The organism is Streptomyces sp. NBC_00285 (assembly GCF_036174265.1).
In the GTDB taxonomy this organism is placed as follows: Bacteria; Actinomycetota; Actinomycetes; order Streptomycetales; family Streptomycetaceae; genus Streptomyces.
In genome coordinates, this window is the sequence record NZ_CP108055.1 from 635,737 (window position 1) to 652,672 (window position 16,936).

General features: G+C 70.3%; 12 protein-coding genes. 7 read left to right on the forward strand and 5 right to left on the reverse strand.

Annotated elements, in window-relative coordinates:
* Positions 1-13: 13 nt before the first annotated feature.
* The gene (locus OHT57_RS03060; RefSeq protein ID WP_443053416.1) at positions 14-1,234 is read right to left on the reverse strand and encodes a PP2C family protein-serine/threonine phosphatase; all 1,221 of its coding nucleotides are present in this window, start codon (positions 1,232-1,234) and stop codon (positions 14-16) included.
* Between the two features lie 564 nt (positions 1,235-1,798).
* Between OHT57_RS03060 and OHT57_RS03065 the strand changes: the two genes are divergently transcribed.
* Together OHT57_RS03065 and OHT57_RS03070 are read left to right on the forward strand one after the other, a co-directional pair.
* Positions 1,799-2,116 (forward strand): hypothetical protein, encoded by a 318-nt coding sequence (locus OHT57_RS03065; protein WP_328744298.1) that lies wholly within the window; start codon positions 1,799-1,801, stop codon positions 2,114-2,116.
* A 199-nt stretch (positions 2,117-2,315) separates the two neighbouring features.
* Positions 2,316-3,224: a glycoside hydrolase family 16 protein gene (locus OHT57_RS03070; RefSeq protein ID WP_328744299.1), complete on the forward strand. Its 909-nt coding sequence runs from the start codon at positions 2,316-2,318 to the stop codon at positions 3,222-3,224.
* An 11-nt stretch (positions 3,225-3,235) separates the two neighbouring features.
* Here OHT57_RS03070 and OHT57_RS03075 read toward each other — a convergent pair whose 3' ends face one another.
* The gene (locus tag OHT57_RS03075; protein ID WP_443053417.1) at positions 3,236-4,078 is read right to left on the reverse strand and encodes an LLM class flavin-dependent oxidoreductase; all 843 of its coding nucleotides are present in this window, start codon (positions 4,076-4,078) and stop codon (positions 3,236-3,238) included.
* 95 nt (positions 4,079-4,173) lie between these two features.
* Positions 4,174-5,193, reverse strand: coding sequence for an aldo/keto reductase (locus tag OHT57_RS03080; RefSeq protein ID WP_328744302.1), 1,020 nt, complete (start codon positions 5,191-5,193; stop codon positions 4,174-4,176).
* A 207-nt stretch (positions 5,194-5,400) separates the two neighbouring features.
* On the opposite strand from OHT57_RS03080, the gene OHT57_RS03085 reads away from it, so the two are divergent.
* On the forward strand, positions 5,401-5,988 hold the full coding sequence (locus tag OHT57_RS03085) for a TetR/AcrR family transcriptional regulator (protein ID WP_328744304.1): 588 nt from the start codon (positions 5,401-5,403) through the stop codon (positions 5,986-5,988).
* Between the two features lie 223 nt (positions 5,989-6,211).
* On the opposite strand, the gene OHT57_RS03090 is transcribed toward OHT57_RS03085, so the two are convergent.
* On the reverse strand, positions 6,212-8,695 hold the full coding sequence (locus OHT57_RS03090) for a tetratricopeptide repeat protein (RefSeq protein ID WP_328744305.1): 2,484 nt from the start codon (positions 8,693-8,695) through the stop codon (positions 6,212-6,214).
* 187 nt (positions 8,696-8,882) lie between these two features.
* On the opposite strand from OHT57_RS03090, the gene OHT57_RS03095 reads away from it, so the two are divergent.
* The 3 genes from OHT57_RS03095 to OHT57_RS03105 all read left to right on the forward strand — a co-directional run bounded on the left by OHT57_RS03095 (position 8,883) and on the right by OHT57_RS03105 (position 10,878).
* On the forward strand, positions 8,883-9,338 hold the full coding sequence (locus OHT57_RS03095) for a carboxymuconolactone decarboxylase family protein (RefSeq protein ID WP_328744306.1): 456 nt from the start codon (positions 8,883-8,885) through the stop codon (positions 9,336-9,338).
* A 212-nt stretch (positions 9,339-9,550) separates the two neighbouring features.
* Positions 9,551-9,946 carry an iron chaperone gene (locus OHT57_RS03100; RefSeq protein ID WP_328753101.1) on the forward strand — a complete coding sequence of 132 codons (396 nt, stop codon included), beginning with the start codon at positions 9,551-9,553 and terminating at the stop codon, positions 9,944-9,946.
* 35 nt (positions 9,947-9,981) lie between these two features.
* The gene (locus OHT57_RS03105; protein ID WP_328744307.1) at positions 9,982-10,878 is read left to right on the forward strand and encodes a PfkB family carbohydrate kinase; all 897 of its coding nucleotides are present in this window, start codon (positions 9,982-9,984) and stop codon (positions 10,876-10,878) included.
* 243 nt (positions 10,879-11,121) lie between these two features.
* Here the strand turns inward: OHT57_RS03105 and OHT57_RS03110 are convergent, their stop codons facing one another.
* Complete coding sequence (locus OHT57_RS03110; protein ID WP_328744308.1) at positions 11,122-11,295, reverse strand: hypothetical protein; 174 nt, start codon at positions 11,293-11,295, stop codon at positions 11,122-11,124.
* Positions 11,296-11,619: 324 nt separating this feature from the next.
* Between OHT57_RS03110 and OHT57_RS03115 the strand changes: the two genes are divergently transcribed.
* Positions 11,620-16,818: a family 43 glycosylhydrolase gene (locus OHT57_RS03115; protein WP_328744309.1), complete on the forward strand. Its 5,199-nt coding sequence runs from the start codon at positions 11,620-11,622 to the stop codon at positions 16,816-16,818.
* Positions 16,819-16,936: the final 118 nt, after the last annotated feature.

Genomic DNA, 16,936 nt, shown 5'->3' on the forward strand with positions numbered 1-16,936 from the left:
CACTCCTGCTTGCTCAGTTCCAGTTCAGATGGATGACGGCCACATCGTCGGCCAGGCCGCCCCGCGCCTCGGCCAGGCTCTCGGCCTTCTCGATCAGCCGGTCCACGAAAGCCTCCGGCTCCAGACCGGCGCCTTCCCGGGCGAGGGCCAGCAGCCCTTCCTCACCGAGGCGTTCCGGGCCCCGGCTCACATGCCCCTCGAACAGTCCGTCCGTGAAGAGCACCACCGACGTTCCCGTCGGCACCGGCAGCTCCGCGGTCGGCCAGCACGCGCCGCCGGGGACCATGCCCAGGGCCGGGCCGCCGGGCACCTCCACCCACGTCACGTCCGTTCCGGTGCGATGGAACAGGCCGTGGTGGCCGGCTCGCACGATGAGGGCCTGCTGCTCTCCCGGGACGGCCGCCAGACTCACCAGCGTGGCGAAGACCTCGTCACCGGCCCGTTCGGCCATCAGCAGCTCCTCCAGCCGGGCCATCTGCTCACCGCCGGTGATTCCGCTGAGTACCAGGGTGCGCCAGGCGATCCGCAGGGCGACGCCGAGAGCCGCCTCGTCGGGGCCGTGCCCGGAGACGTCGCCGATAAGTGCGTGCAGGGTGCCGTCGGCGCTCTGCACGATGTCGTAGAAGTCGCCGCCCAGCAGCGTGTGCGCACGGCCGGGCCGGTACCGGGCCACGACCTGAACGCCCTCGGCGCGCAGCAGGGGGCGGGGCAGCAGTCCCCGCTCCAGACGGGCGTTCTCCTGGGCCTGGAGAGCGCCGGCCTGGAGGGCCACCGCAGCCTGTTCGGTCTGTTTGCGCTGGATCGCGTAGCGCACCGCGCGCCCGAACAGTTCGGGCTCCACCCTGCCCTTGACCAGGTAATCCTGTGCGCCGGTCGCGACGGCCGCGAGGCCGGTCTGTTCCTCGGCGAGTCCGGTGAGGACCACGATGGCGACCCGCTCCGCCTGTGCCTGGACCAGGGAGACCGCCTCCAGGCCGTGGGCGTCCGGCAAGTGCAGATCGAGCAGGACGCAGTCGGGTGTCTCGGTGGTGAGCACCTCGACGGCCTCGGTCATGGACCGTACCCATCGCAGCCGCATCTTCACGGCGCCGTCGGCGACCAGCTCCTCGACGAGCATCGCATCGCCGGGATCGTCCTCCACGAGGAGAACCGACGGTTCCCAGTGCGCCCAGGCCGCTTCGACGCCGACGCCGCTCTCCGGCGCCAACTCGGCAGCCCCAGTCCCTGAGATCACTACGGTCCCGTCCTCCCCACCTCATACATGTCGTCCGCCGTAGGAGATTGCCGGAGGCAAGGTCCGGAGCTCGGGCAGAGCGACGATCCGATCGTCAACAGTCGCGCACCATCGGTGGACACGGTGTCCGCCCATGGGCGTCGGCCCCCTGGGGGCCGGCGGTCTTCACCGCATGGTCGGTTCTCCGACGAGGGCCGGGGTGGCGGGCGGGCGCCGCCCGGTGGCTCGGGCCGGACGGTCGGCAGGTGACTCGGCGCCGCGTTCCTCCCGTACGGCAATCCGGCCCGGGCCGGACCGCGGCAGCTGCCTGGCGTCCCGTGCGGGGTACCTCGTTACCGGAGGTGTCGTGCCTGTGTCCGCCGTCACCGACGTCGTCATCGTCCGCCCATCCCAAGATTCCCGTGGTCCTGGGCGCGCCTACCCGCGACCGGCGTGCCCATGCAGGGACGACTCCTGAGAACCACCCTCCACACCACGTTTCCTCCACATCTGGAACCTTCCTCCCTGCCCCGATTCCGATCGCCGTCACGGGGAACCGGACAGGAGGTCAGAAAGGAGTCCCCTGTGACCACCTACGTCATCACCGTCCCCGGCACGTTCCTGCGAACGGTCCCCGACAGCGTCCGCTCGGGCATCGCGCGCAGGCTTCGGCCTCAGGACCCCAGGAACACGGATCTGGGAGAGAACGAGGAGTTGAGCCTGCTGAGCGTGGAGGAGGGCGGGATGTTCGCCGCCCGCATCGAGGTCGAGGCCGCCGACCGGGCGCTGGCCGAGACCGAGGCGGTACGGCTGGTGTCCCAGGCCCTGCGGGACAGCGGCCTGGCCGAGGACGAGGCACCGTTGGGCGCGGCGGTCGTGACCGGCATCGACAGCGAGTTCTGAAGCGGACGGCGCGGTCCGACACGGCCGGCGGGGCGGACCGTCCGGTTCACGGCGCGTACGGGGGATGGCGCCCCGGAGCCGGACGGGCGAGGATGTTCCTTCGCGAAACGCAGTCCGCCCGGCGCGGTGCACGGCCTTTCCGGCGTCCCGCGCGGCAGGGTCGGACGACGTCGGCCGCCGGTCCTGAAGGAGCCCCGGAATGGGTTCACACGCAGCGCCGCACCACCACAGGCGATTTCTGGTGACGACCGCGAGTCTCCTGCTCGTGGGAGGCGGCCTGCTGGGCCTCCCACGAGCCGACGCGGCACCCCCGTCGACCGACGCCTGCCACACCACCGCGGCCCACCTGCCGCGCGGTGACTGCGGACCGTTCTGGCAGGTCCTCGCCGAGGATTTCAACGGGGACCGGGTGCCGCTGGGCTCCTTCAGCGACTGCGCCCACGACGTCGATACGTCCGCTGCGTACTGCGGGGGCCTGAAAGGGAAATACCGTGACAACTGGTGGGCGTATCCGACCGGTTGGCCCGACACCGCCGAGAGCCGGGGGCGCGACGTGGTGGGGGTCTACCACCCGGAGGACACCGTGAGCGTCGGCCCCGCGGCGAACGGCGACGGCAGAATGTCCATCCGGATGTGGCGGCCCACCGACGGGGGCCCCGTGCATGCCGCCGCGCTGGTGCCGCGTGCGGTGATGCAGATGAAGTACGGCAAGTACAGCGCACGGATCAAGGTCACAAAACTCGCTCCCGGGTACAAGTCCGCGTGGCTGCACTACGGAGGCGGCTGCGAGATGGACCACCCCGAAGGAGAGTGGACCGGCACCCTCAGCGCCTTTCACCATCCGTGCGGTGGCGGCGAGCAGGGCTCCTTCCCCGGAAGCGACGACTGGACGCAGTGGCACACCGTCTCCACCGAGTGGACACCGGGCCATGTCCGGTTCTTCGTCGACGGCCGACAGACCGGTCACGACACCCGTGACGTGCCGGACGAGCCCCTTTCGTGGGTGCTTCAGAACGAGAGCGCTCTGGAGGGACCCGGGGCCGCGCCCGGCAGCAGTGCCCAGCTCGACGTCACCTGGGTCGCGGCGTACGCGTACGGCTGGAAGTGACCTGCGGCGCCTCAGGCCGAAGGGCTGACGAGTTCGTCGGCGACCCATTGGGCGACGGCCGCGGGATAGGGCGCCGGCAGGCCCAGCACGATGTGGCCGAAGCCCGCGTCGATTGCTTCGGTGATCGCGTCACGGGTGGTGCCGGGGCTGTCGTAGGAGACCGCCAGGTGGATCGAGCGGGTGATCTCGGCTGGATCCCGCCCGATGTCCCGGCAGTAACGGTCCAGCAGGGCGCTGCGGCGGATGACGTCGTGGATGTCGCCGCCGGGGATGTTCCACAGGTCGGCGTGCCGGGCGGCGGTGCGCAGGGTCGTGGACGAGCGGCCTCCGATGAGGATCGGCGGGTGGGGGCGCTGGATGGGTTTGGGGTTGCCGAAGGCCTTGGAGACGGGGTGGTAGGGGCCGTGGGCGTCGAAGGGTTTCTCCTCGGTCCACAGGCGTCGTATCAGCGTGCAGGCTTCGTCGAGGCTGCCCACCGCGTGCGCGGTGTCATGGAAGGGCAGACCGTGGGCCTCGTACTCGCGCCTGGCCAGGGGGTGGTCGGGACGTGAGCCGACGCCGATACCGAAGTCGAGTCGGCCCTCGGAGACGATGTCCACGGTCGTGGCGATCTTCGCGAGCAGCGCGGGTGGCCGGAAGCGGTTGCTGGTCACCATCACGCCGAGCCGCAGCCGTCGCGTCCGGGCGGCCAGCGCCGCCAGGAGCGTCCAGCCTTCGTAGGCCGGTCCGTCGGGGTCTCCTCCGATCGGCATGAGGTGGTCGAAGAGCCAGGCGTGCTCGATGGCGGGGACAGCGTCCGCCTCGCTCCAGACTCGCAGGATGTCGTCGTAACCGACCTGCATCGGGGCGGTCATGATCCCGAAGCTGGGTGGGGATGGGTTCGGCATGGGCTGTGGGTCCCGTTCTGCAAGGGGTCTCCCCCGGCGGTTTCTCTGCGTGTTCGCGTCGGTCAGCGTCGGCGCAGTGACGGGTCGAGGAGGGCCGGCGGGGTGTCGTACTTCTCGTGCGCGGCCAGGTCCGTGCCGGGGACGACGATCTCGTCGATCGCGTCGAGCACGTCGGCGGTCAGGACGGTGTCCGCTGCGGCGAGTTGGGCGTGCAGGTGGTCCGTCGTGCGAGGGCCGATGAGGGCGCTGGTCACACCGGGGTGTGCGGTCACGAAGCCGAGTGCGAGCTGGATGAGGGTGAGGCCGGCCTCGTCGGCGATCGCGGCCAGTCGCTCCACGGCGTCGAGCCTGGCCCTGTTGGAGGGAAGGGTGGTGTCGAACCGTGCGGGCATCAGCGCCGAGCGGTGGGTGGCGATGTCGCGGCCCTCACGGATCGCGCCCGACAGCCAGCCCGAGGCGAGCGGGCTCCACACCAGCACGCCGAGGCCGTACTCCTGGGTGACCGGCAGGACGTGGGTCTCGATGCCGCGCTGGAGGACGGAGTAGCTGGGCTGTTCGGTGGTGTAGCGGCTCAGCTGGTGCTCGCGCGCGGCCCACTGGGCCTGCACGATGCGGTGGGCGGGGAAGGTGGAGGAGCCGAAGTGGCGGATCTTTCCGGCGCGTTGGAGGTCGGTAAGGGCCGAGAGGGTCTCCTCGTCGCTGGTGTTCGGGTCCCAGCGGTGGATCTGGTAGAGGTCGACGTGGTCGACTCCGAGGCGACGCAGGCTGGCTTCCAGTGCGGTGACCAGCCAGCGGCGCGAGCTGCCCCGATGGTTGCGTTCGGTGCCGATGGGCATGCCCGCCTTCGTGGCGAGGACGATGTCGTCCCGGCGGCCGGCGATGGCCTTGCCGACCATTTCCTCCGACTCGCCGTCGCCGTACATGTCGGCGGTGTCGATGACGTTGACGCCGGCCTCCAGAGCGGCATCGACGATCGCGGTGGCCTCGGCCTGCGTGGTGCTGCCGATGTGGCCGAAGTTCATCGCGCCGAGCGCGAGGGAGCTGACCTGTACACCGGTACGGCCCAGGGTGCGGTACTGCATGGGGAGTTCCTCCATAGCGGGTGAAAGTCGTGCGGCATGCGTGACGGTGCGTGCCATGGCATGGCATGGCTTGAAGGCACGGCACGGCACGGCATGGCTTGGTCGCCGGGGCCCGGTCTGCCATCATGGGCAAACGGAACCTCGTTCCGGAAACAATACGGAACAGTGTTCCGCTTTGGCAAGGTCGACGGCGGAGGAAGCGGCGCGGTGAACGACAGCGACGACGGCACGGAGCGCGCGACTCCACGGCGCAAGGACGCCCGCCGCAACAAGGAGACCCTGCTCGACGCGGCCGCCGCGGTGTTCGTCGCCAAGGGCGTGGAAGCCCCGGTACGCGACATCGCCGCCGAGGCCGGTGTCGGACTGGGCACGATCTACCGCCACTTCCCGACCCGGGCGGACCTGATCATCGCCGTGTTCCGCCACCAGGTCGACGCCTGCGCCGAGGCCGGGCCCGCCCTGCTGGAGAGCAGCGAGACCGCGCACGCGGCACTGGAGCAGTGGATCTACCTCTTTGTCGACTTCCTGGTCACCAAGCACGGGCTCGCAGGAGCGCTCCAGTCGGACAACTCCGGCTTCGAAACACTGCACGCGTACTTCATCGACCGCCTCGTGCCCGTATGCACGCGACTCCTCGATGCCGCGGCCCGCGCCGACGAGATCCACACCGACATCGAGGCCATCGAGTTGATGCGCGGAGTCGGCAACCTCTGCATCGGCGCGGACAACGACCCCGACTACGACCCGCGCCGACTGGTGAGGCTCCTCATCGCGGGACTGCGCGTGCCGCAGTGATGCGCGGCGGGACCGGGAGCGGCTCCGCCGACGGGTCGGGCGCGACATGGAAGCCGGGCGCGTCCAGTCCGGCCTTGTTCCGGGTCGGGGGCCGTCACCGGCACGCGGCTGTCGTACGCGCCCGTCGGGACAGCGGCACGACACCGCGGCGGGCTGAGGTGCCTCGCTCGTTCGCTGAGCAGTCCCGGGCGGCCTGCCGCGGGGCGCCTCGGAGCAACCGGGTTCAGTCGCCCGGTGCGGGCTCCGGCAGTACCGCCCGTCCGGCCGCCCGGTGTTCGGCCGCCGCGGTGGGGTCGGTCCCGTCGAGGATCGCCGCGATTCCCTCGTGGGCCAGGGCCTCGGCGTGCCGGTGGCCGAGCCTCGGGGCCAGCTCCAGGGCCTGGCGGTGGAGGCGCAGAGCCCGCTCCGGCAGGCCCGCCAGACGGCAGGTCTCGCCGTAGGCGTCGAGGAAGTGGATCTTCCAGTGGTCCTCGAACAGCTCGTCCAGCAGGGCGAAGGCCTGTTCGTGGGCGGCCAGGGCCTCCTCGTGGCGGCCCATCCGGCGCAGAGCGACGCCCAGGCAGTTCAGGCACCATGCCTCGTTGTGCTTGTGACCGTCCTCGCGGGCCGACGCGAGCGCTCGGCGCAGGTGCGCGGCGGCCTCGTCGGGGTCCTCGCGGGCGATGGCCACGCCCAGAGTGATCAGGGCCGGGAGCGCGGGCGGCCACGCCCCGTCGGCGTGCGGGACGTCCAGCGCGGTGCGGGCCAGCTGCGCCGCCTCCTCGCGGTGGCCCAGCTGGAGCAGTGCCCAGGCCTCGTAGGCGGTCGCGTGCACGGTGCCCATGGGGCAGCCCGCGTCCGCGTACAGCTTCCCCGCCAGCCGGAACAGTGCCAGCGGCTCCTCGACGTAGCCCTCGTCCCATCGCAAGTAGCCACGGCGCATGGCCAGTTCGGCCTCCGTTCGCAGGTCCGCCGCCCGGGACACCAACGGTGCCGCGGCCTCGTAGGCCGCGCTCGCCTCCGCCATGCGGCCCGCGTTGTAGCGGGCGAAGCCCAAGTCGCTGTGCGCCTCGGCCAGTTGCAGGGGATCACCCAGGCGTTGCGCGGCGGTGAGCGAGCGTTCGAAGAGTCCGTTGAGCATCGTGGTGCCGCAGCGCCGGGCGAAGTAGGTCCGCATGAAACGCGGCAGTTCGCACATGTGCCGGTCGGCCCCGGCGCTCTCCGCCGCCTCGAAGGCGGCCAGCAGGTTCAGGTACTCGGTGCCGAACCAGACGAGGGCGGTGATCTTGTCGGCGAAGCAGGGCAGTTCGGCCGCGGGCGGAGTCACGGAAGCCTCACGGCTCAGCGACGGGAAGGGCATCGCTGCATCCGCTGCGGCGGCCGCGTGGACGTAGTAGTCGAGGACCCGGGTGAGGGCCCGGTCCCGTTCGGCCGGGGAGTCGTGCTCCGTGGTGGCGCGGCGCGCGTGCTGGTGGACCAGGTCGTGGAGCCGGTAGCGGCCGGCCGCCGGCTGCTGGACGAGATGCGCGTCCAGCAGGTCCTCCAGCGTCGCGCGGGCAGCGCGCAGGGGTACGTCCGCGAGCGCTGCCGCCACATGCTCGTCGAACGTCGACCCGGGCAGCAGTCCGAGCAGGCGGAACAGGCGGGACGTGCCACGGTCCAACTGCCGTACGGACATGGCGAAAGCGGTGTCGAACTCGCTCGGCCCCTCCGCCATCCGCTCGACGAGGATGCCCACGGTCCAGCCCGGCCGGTGCCGCAGCCGGGCCGCGGCCAGCCGCAGGGCCAGCGGCAGATGCCCGCACAGGCGCAGCACCTCGGCCGTGGACTCGGGGTCCCGGGCCAGGCGCCCCCGGGCGCCGTCGGTCTCGCCGCTGGCGCGGGCCAGGAGTTCGGCGCTCTCCTGCTCGGTCAGCACGTCCAGGGACACCGGCGGGACCTCGTCCAGGCCGAGCAGCCGATTGCGGCTGGTGATCAGGGCGACGGAGGGGCCGGCGCCGGGCAGCAACGGGCGGACCTGGTCGGCGTCGGCGGCGTTGTCGAGGACCAGGACGGCGCGCCGGTGGGCCAGTTCGGACCGCCAGCAGGCGGACAGTTCCTCGACGCCGCCTTCCTGCGGGACCTTCTCCGAGGGCACGTCGAGGGCCGCGAGCAGGGTTCGCAGGGCGCGGTCGGCGTCGAGGGGCCGCCGACCCTCGGTGAAGCCGTGCAGGTCCAGGTAGAGCTGGGCGTCCGGGTAGTCGGCGGCGAGGTGATGCGCCGCGTGCACCGCGAGGCAGGTCTTGCCGACGCCCGCCATGCCGTCGAGGGCGATCACCCGGCTGCCGGTGACTCCGTCGAGCACGGCCGCGAGCTGGGCCTCGCGGCCGGTGAAGTCGGGCACGTCACGCGGCAGGTCGTTGCGGGGCGGGCTCGGTGCTCCGGCGGGCGGCGAGGGGGGCTGGACCTGGCGGCTGGTCCTCGGCGGTGCCGGAAGGGGGTTGGCGGCCCGTTCCCACAGGGGGCGCAGCGGGCGGGGGTCGCGCTGGACGAGGCGGCACAGGGCGATCACCGCGGGCCAGGGCGCGACCGTGCGGCCGCTGAGGTAGCGGGACAGCGATGACGAGCTGAGGCCGGCGTCCCGTGCGAGGGCCCGTACGCCCAGCTTGGACAGTTCCTGGAGCAGGCGGAGCCGGGCGGCCAGCTCCTCCTGCGGGTCGCCGCCCGCCGTGCTGTCGTACTCGACCACTGTTCCCCGTCCCCCTGTCCCGCCCCGGCGGAATTCGTCCGGGCCGGATCGTGCCTGTTCAAGGCCGTTTCAGCTGTCCCACGGTGTCCCACGGCCGTCGTCCTGACAAGTCCTGTGGGCTGAGATGGCATCACACCCCGCCGGAACAGCCCGAACGGGGCACAGCCCGACACAGGAGAGATGCCAGATGCAGTCTCGTATGCAGAACCCCGCCGTCGTCCTGTCCGACGCAATGCAGCCCATCCAGCAGCTCTTCAAGGCCGTCCACTCCGGTGGGGTGGACGCGCAGACCCTGGAGCTGGTGCATCTGCGGGTCAGCCAGATCAACGGGTGCAGCGCCTGTGTCGACGGTGGCGCCAAAACGGCCCGCAAGGCCGGTGTGAGCGACGAACGGCTGGCCACGGCCGCCGTGTGGCGGGAGGCCCCCTACTTCAGCGAGGAGGAGCGGGCGGCGCTCGCGCTGGCCGAGGCCGCGACGCGACTGGCCGACCGTCCCGACGCGGTGAGCGACGAGGTCTGGGACGTGGCCGCGACCTACTTCGACGAGAAGCAACTGGCCGCGATCGTCCTGATGATCGGCCTGACCAACCTGTTCAACCGGCTCAACGCCACGACCCGTCAGATCGCCGGTGCGTGGGGGTGAACCGCGCCGGTCCCGGGCCGCGCACTCCACACCGCGGCCCGGGACCGCGACCGGCCGGCAGGAGGCTGCCGTGCCCCGACAGACGCCTGACGATGCACCCACCCATCCGTAGAGCAGGAGGAACCGCCTTGAAGGACACGCAGGGGACCGCCGGGCGTACGATCGCGGCCGTCGAGAGGACCCAGACCTTCACAGCCGAGGAGCGGGCAGCGATGAAGGAGCGCGCCCGGGAGGTCAAGGCGGCCGCGCGCAGCGGCTCGCAGGCCGACAAGGTGGCGCAGGACGAGGCAGCCGTGGTCGCGAAGATCGCCGAGATGGAGGATGCGGACCGGGCCATGGCCGAACGCATCCACACCGTCGTCAGGGCGAGTGCACCGGATCTGGCGCCGAAGCTCTGGTACGGCATGCCCGCGTACGCCAAGGACGGCAAGGTCGTCTGTTTCTTCCAGAGCGCGCAGAAGTTCAACGCGCGGTACGCGACCTTCGGTTTCAACGACAGGGCGGAGCTCGACGAGGGCACCATGTGGCCGACCGCCTTCGCGCTCACGCGGCTGACCGCCGCCGACGAGGCGCGCATCGGTGAACTCGTGAAGCAGGCGGCGGCCTGAGGCGAGGAACTGCGAGCAGGAGGAGGTGTCAGCAGGTGGAGCCGACGAAGGGCCGACGTCCTGCGGGGCTGTTCGTCGGCCTGTGCACGTTGGACGTCGTTCAGCTCGTGGACCGGGTGCCGGGGTCCAACGAGAAACTGACGGCTCGTGAGCAGGTCGTGGCGGCGGGCGGTCCGGCGGCGAACGCGGCCGTGACGTTCAGCCACCTGGGTGGTACGGCCAGGCTGCTCACGGGGATCGGCTCCCACCCTCTGGGTGTCGCGGTCACCGCGGATCTGGCCCGGCTGGGTGTGACCGTGTCGGATCTTGCCGTCGATTCGGTGGAGCCTCCTGCGGTGTCGTCCATCCTGGTGACCGCGTCGAGCGGGGACCGTGCCGTCGCATCGACCAACGCCACCGGGCTCCGCCTCGCGCCACCCGCCGGTCTCGACGCGCTGGTGGCCGCCTGCGACATCGTCGAGTTCGACGGCCATCACATGGAACTGGCCCTGGCGACCGCCCGCGCAGCGCGGTCCGCGGGTCGGCGCACCGTCCTCGACGGGGGCAGCTGGAAGGCCGGTACGGAGGAGCTGCTGCCGTCGGTCGAACTGGCCGTCTGCTCCGACGACTTCCGGCCTCCCGGGACGAGTACGCCGACGGACACCCTGCGGTTTCTGCAGAAGCACGGAGTCCTCTGGTCGGCGGTCAGCCGGGGCGGCCGCTCCCTCGTGTGGACGGGTCCCGACGGCGGTGGCACGGTGGACGTTCCCGCCGTGCGCGTGGCGGACACCCTGGGCGCAGGCGATGTGCTGCACGGGGCTCTCGCGTGCCACCTCGCGGACCGGGGCCCGCTGACCTCGGAACGGTTCGTCGAGGCCCTGCGGGATGCGGCAGCGGTGGCTTCACGGGCGTGCGCGTCGTTCGGGACGCGGGCCTGGATGCGGGACGGGTGACACCAGCTGGGTACGGCTGGTCAGCGCCGCGGGGGCGCCCTGTCGACGTATGGACGGGCGGGTCCGCCGCCCGCGTCACACGGACGCCGGCGGCGGAACCTCCACATCGCCCCGTACGAGGGCCGGTCGGCGCGGATCAAAGCCGAGGGCTACTGCCCCCACCTGACCGTCGCGCCTGTACTCGCTGTCGAAGACGCCCCGCGCCGGGGGCGCCCCGTCTCCTGAACACGGTCGGCCCTGCCCTTACCGGCGGCCGCGCGCGGACCAGCCGCTGCCGATGCCCGCCAGGTGAAGGGCGAGGACCATGAGACCCAGCAGCATGATGTTCGTCGAGCTGAAGGTGTCGTTGGTCGAGATGTCCGCAGCGTTGATCAGGAACGAGATGAAGAACAGGACCGCGGAGATGATGGCCAGCATGGTGCCCATCCCTTCGAATGATTTCGGATGACTCGGACGACTCGGATGAGTCCTGGACTGGTTCGAACCACTGGGATCGTTCACGCTGCGCACGACCCGAATGCCCGTAACTCGTCAACACATGCAGGGCGACCGGTTCAACACCGCGTGGAACTCGGATCATTGACACCGGGAAGCAATCCGTTCGACTGGTCGGACATCGTTCGAAACCTCTTGACGTGCCAGTAGAACGCGATTGACACTCTCGCAACACAACGTCACACAGCCGAAACGGCAGGGTGCCCACAGCCGAGGCCCCGCCACGCCTCAGCAGGGAAAACCCATATGACGTACTTCGCACGTCCGCGCACCCGCGCGAGACGCCGGGCGGGCCGCCTCGCCGGTCTGACCGCCGCGTCACTTCTCCTGGGCCTCGCCGCCCCCGTGGTCACCGCCCAGGCGGCAGACCCGGCGGATGTCACCGGCGGCCTGGCTCTCTGGTACAAGTTCGACGGCGGCTCCGGCAGCACCGTCACCGACGCCTCCGGCAACGGCCGCGACGGCACGGTGAACGGGACCGCCGACTGGTCGGGCTCCGGGCAGGGGCTCGCGTTCAACGGTTCCGACACCTACGTCAAGGTGCCGGACGACGTCATGAAGGGCATGAACTCGATCACCGTCTCCACGGACGTGCTGATCGACTCCGCACAGAGCACGCCGTACTTCGTCTACGGCTTCGGCAACTCCAGCGGGGGCAACGGCAACGGGTACCTGTTCACGACCGGCAACTCCCTGCGCACCTCGATCGCGACCGGCAACTGGTCGACCGAGCAGACCACCAAGCCCTCCGACGGGCACAACCTCACCCGCGCGGTGTGGAAGCAGCTCACCTACACCCAGACCGGCAGCACGGGAGTGCTGTACGAGGACGGTGTCGAGGTCGGCCGCAACACGGCGGTCACCATCACGCCGGGCGCCATCGGCTCCGGCTCCACCACCGCCAACTACATCGGCAAGTCCGTCTACTCCGGTGACAAGCTCCTCAAGGGCCGGATCCGCGACTTCCGCGTCTACGACCGCGCCCTGAACACCTCGGAGGTCGAGCAGCTCTCCCTCCCCATCGCCACGCAGGGCGTCACCGACGACAAGGCAGCACTGAGCCTCGGCGACACCGGCGCGGTCACGGCCGACCTGGACCTGCCGAAGACCGGCACGGCCGGCGGCTCGAACATCAGCTGGGCCAGCGACAACACGCAGGTGGTGACCGACACCGGGAAGGTGACGCGGCCGACCGCCGGCGAGCCTGACGGACACGCCACCCTCACGGCGACCCTCAAGAAGGGCACCGTCACCGACACCAAGAGCTTCGACGTCACGGTCCTGCCCGACTTCGACGACCGCACGGCCACCGAGCGGGCCGCGCAGGCCCTCGGCGTCAAGAACCTCGACGACGTCCGCGGCAACCTCACCCTCCCCGCCACGGGCGACTACGGCACGGACGTCACCTGGTCCTCCGCGACCCCTGACGTCGTCTCCGCCGACGGCGTCGTCCACCGCCCCGCACACGGCGCAGGCGCCACCACCGTGGACCTGACCGCCACCGTCACCAAGGGCGAGGCGACGGCGACCCGCACCTTCACCGCGAAGGTCCCCGAACTCCCCGCGAAGCAGGCCCTCAAGGGCTACATGTTCAGCTACTTCACCGGCGAGGGCACCTCGGACGGCGAGCAGCTGTACTCCGCCCTGAGCAAGGGCGACGACCCGCTGAAGTGGCGGGAGCTGAACGACGGCAAGCCGGTCCTGACCTCCACCCTCGGTGAGAAGGGCCTGCGCGACCCGTTCATCATCCGCTCCCCCGAGGGCGACAAGTTCTACCAGATCGCCACCGACCTGAGGATCTACGGCAACGGCGACTGGGACGCCTCCCAGCGCACCGGCAGCAAGTCCATCATGGTCTGGGAGTCCACCGACCTCGTCCACTGGACGAACCAGCGGCTGGTGAAGATCTCCCCCGACAGCGCGGGCAACACCTGGGCTCCCGAGGCGTTCTACGACGCGAAGCTCGGCGAGTACGTCGTCTTCTGGGCGTCGAAGCTGTACGACAACGCGGCGCACTCCGGCGACACGTACAACCGCATGATGTACGCGACCACCCGCGACTTCTACGCGTTCAGCGAGCCCAAGGTCTGGGTCGACCGCGGCTACTCGGTCATCGACTCCACGATGATCCAGAACAACGGCACCTACTACCGCCTCTCCAAGGACGAGCGGAACAACACCTCCTCCACGCCCAACAGCAAGTTCATCTTCGAGGAGAAGAGCGACTCGATCCTCAACCCGAACTGGACCGCTGTCGCGGAGGGCATCGGCAAGGGCGCGATGAACGCCGCCGAGGGGCCGTTGGTCTTCAAGTCGAACACCGAGGAGAAGTGGTACGCGTTCCTCGACGAGTTCGGTGGCCGCGGCTACATACCGTTCGAGACGACCGACCTCGACTCCGGCAACTGGACCCCGGTCGCCGACTACGACCTGCCGGCCAAGCCGCGCCACGGCACCGTCCTGCCGGTCACCCAGGCCGAGTACGACCGTCTCCTGGGCGCCTATCAGCCGGACCAGCTCGTCGAGAGCGTCGAGACCGTGTCGGTGAAGACCCGGATCGGTACGGCCCCCGTGCTGCCGGCCACCGTCGTCGCCACCTACGCCGACGGCGTCAAGCGGCCCGTCGCCGTCACCTGGGACGAGGTCCCGGCGTCGAAGTACGCACAGGCCGGCACGTTCACGGTCACCGGAAGCCTGCCCAACGGGGCGGCACTCCCGGTCCAGGCCGAGGTCACCGTGTCGCAGGAAGGCGCCGACGTACCGGCCGACCTGCTGCTGCACTACGGCTTCGACGAGAGCGGCGGCAACATCGCCCGTGACTCCAGCGGACACGGCTACCACGGGACCTACGTCGGCACGCCCGACTTCGGCACCGGTGTGGACGGCGGCTCGTTCAAGATGTCCGGCGACTCAGGCTCGCCGTATGTGAAGATCCCCAACGGTGTGCTGAAGAACGCCGACAGCGTGACCGTGTCGACGTACGCCAAGTGGAAGGGCGGCAGCAGCTTCCAGTGGCTGTTCGGGCTCGGCCCGGACAGCAACAAGTACCTGTTCGCCACGCCCTCCAACGGCGGCAACAGCCTCTACTCGGCGATCACCAAGGCGAGTTGGTCGGCGGAGTCGAAGCTGACGGCCGGCTCGCAGCTCACGCCGGGCCAGTGGCGGCACGTCACCGTCACCCTCGACGGGGCGACCGGCACGATGGTCCTGTACGTCGAGGGCGTCGAGGCGGCCCGTACGACCACCACCATCAAGCCGTCCGAGCTGTACGACGCGAACAAGGACTACAGCGGCTACATCGGCAGGTCCCTGTACGACGGCGACCCGGCCTTCGGCGGCGAGGTCGACGACTTCCGCATCTACGACCGTGCCCTGACGGCCGCGGAGGTGATGGAGCTCAGCGGCAACACCGCGGGCATCGCCAAGGCCACGCACCCGTCGCTCAAGGTCGACGCGATCGTCGACAACGCGGACAGCAAGGTCACCTTGCCGATGAAGGAGGGCACCGATCTCACCGCGCTGGCACCGGAGTTCACCCTCGCGCACGGCGCGGCGATCAGCCCCGCTTCCGGCAGCGTGCAGGACTTCAGCAAGCCGGTGACGTACGAGGTGACGGGGTCCGACGGCAAGAAGCGCACCTGGACCGTGTCGGCGCTCGTCATGAGGAGCCCGGTCCTGCCGGGTCTCAACGCCGACCCGAACATCGTCCGCTTCGGCGACACCTTCTACATCTACCCGACCACCGACGGCTTCGAGGGCTGGAGCGGCACGCAGTTCAAGGCCTACTCCTCCACCGACCTGGTCCACTGGAAGGACCACGGCGTCATCCTCGACCTCGGCCCCGACATCTCGTGGGCCGACAGCAGGGCCTGGGCGCCGACGATCGCCGAGAAGAACGGGAAGTACTACTTCTACTTCTGCGCCGACGCCAACATCGGTGTCGCGGTGTCCGACTCGCCGACCGGACCGTTCAAGGACGCGCTGGGTCAACCGCTGCTCAAGGCGGGCCAGTTCAGCGGCCAGATGATCGACCCGGCCGTGTTCACGGACGACGACGGGCAGTCGTACCTCTACTGGGGCAACGGCCATGCCTACGTGGCCCCGCTGAACGCCGACATGACCTCGCTCGACCTCACGAAGATGAAGGACATCACGCCCAGCGGCTACAACGAGGGCACCTTCGTCATCAAGCGGAACAGCACCTACTACCTCATGTGGTCGGAGAACGACACCCGCGACGAGAACTACCGCGTGGCCTACGCCACCGGTGCCTCCCCCACCGGCCCCTGGACCAAGCAGGGCGTGATCCTGGAGAAGGACCTCTCCCTCGGCATCAAGGGCCCCGGCCACCACTCGGTCGTCCATGTGCCGGGCACCGACGACTGGTACATCGCCTATCACCGGTTCGCCATCCCCGGCGGTGACGGCATGCACCGCGAAACGACCATCGACAAGATGGAGTTCGGCTCCGACGGCCTGATCAAGAAGGTCGTGCCCACCCTGACCGGAGTCGACCCGGTGACCATCGTGCACGCCGGTGCCGACGTCACCGGCAAGGAAGGCGACGCGATCGCGCTGAAGGGCACGATCTCCGGTGCGGGCAGCCCGAAGTGGACCGTCGCAGCGGGAGCGCCCTGCACCGTCGCCGCCCCCGGGGCGGCGGCCACGACGGTCACCTGCACCGACAACGGCACCTTCACGCTCACCCTGACCGGAGGCCGCAGCAGCGACACCGCGACGGTCAAGGTGACCAACGCGGCGCCGGCCGTCGTCTCGGCCACGGGTCCGAAGTCCCCGGTACCGGTCGGGAAGCGCACGGCCGTCACGGCCTCGTTCACCGACCCGGGAAGGAGTGACACCCACACCTGCGTGGTCGACTGGAAGGACGGGAGCAAGCCGCAGTCCGGCAAGGTCGCCGCGCTGGGCTGCCGGGCCGAGCACACCTACACCAAGGCCGGGATCCGCCGTCCGGTGATCACCATCACCGACGACGACGGCGCCTCGGACAGCAGGACACTGCCCGAGCTGATCGTCTACGACCGCTCGGCCGGGCCCGTGTTCGGCGCCGGCGTCGTCGGTTCCCGAGCCGGCGCCTACCCGGCCAAGCCGGGCCTGACGGGCAAGGCCACCTTCTCCCTCGCGGCGGCCTACACGAGAGGAGCCGTCGCGCCGCTCGGCAAGGTCTCCTTCGACTTCGGCCCGGCCCGGCTGGCGTTCCGCTCGACCGGCGCCGACTGGCTCGTGGTCACCGGCTCCCAGGCCGTCTACCAGGGATCCGGCACCGTCAACGGCAAGAGCGGGTACGCCTTCCGCGTCACCGCCACCGACGGCCCGGACACCTTCCGTATCAAGATCTGGAAGAAGTCCGGCGGTGAGGTCGTCTACGACAACCTCACCGGCTCGAAGGTCACCGGCGTCATCGCATTCGGCAAGAGCCGACGGTAGCTCCGGGCGCCACCCACACGGCGAGCCCCGCCGACAGACTCTCTGTCGGCGGGGCTCGCCGTTGTGGTCCGTTCACAGACGTGGCCAATTAACCTCTGCGCAACCTCTTTCGTCCGGA

Excerpts from the sequence above, each read along its gene's own strand:
- OHT57_RS03070 (WP_328744299.1), top strand. The coding sequence starts at position 2,316 with ATGGGTTCACACGCAGCGCCGCACCACCACAGGCGATTTCTGGTGACG.
- OHT57_RS03110 (WP_328744308.1), bottom strand. The coding sequence starts at position 11,295 with ATGCTGGCCATCATCTCCGCGGTCCTGTTCTTCATCTCGTTCCTGATC.
- OHT57_RS03075 (WP_443053417.1), bottom strand. The coding sequence starts at position 4,078 with ATGACCGCCCCGATGCAGGTCGGTTACGACGACATCCTGCGAGTCTGG.
- OHT57_RS03115 (WP_328744309.1), top strand. The coding sequence starts at position 11,620 with ATGACGTACTTCGCACGTCCGCGCACCCGCGCGAGACGCCGGGCGGGC.
- OHT57_RS03100 (WP_328753101.1), top strand. The coding sequence starts at position 9,551 with ATGAAGGAGCGCGCCCGGGAGGTCAAGGCGGCCGCGCGCAGCGGCTCG.
- OHT57_RS03080 (WP_328744302.1), bottom strand. The coding sequence starts at position 5,193 with ATGCAGTACCGCACCCTGGGCCGTACCGGTGTACAGGTCAGCTCCCTC.
- OHT57_RS03095 (WP_328744306.1), top strand. The coding sequence starts at position 8,883 with ATGCAGTCTCGTATGCAGAACCCCGCCGTCGTCCTGTCCGACGCAATG.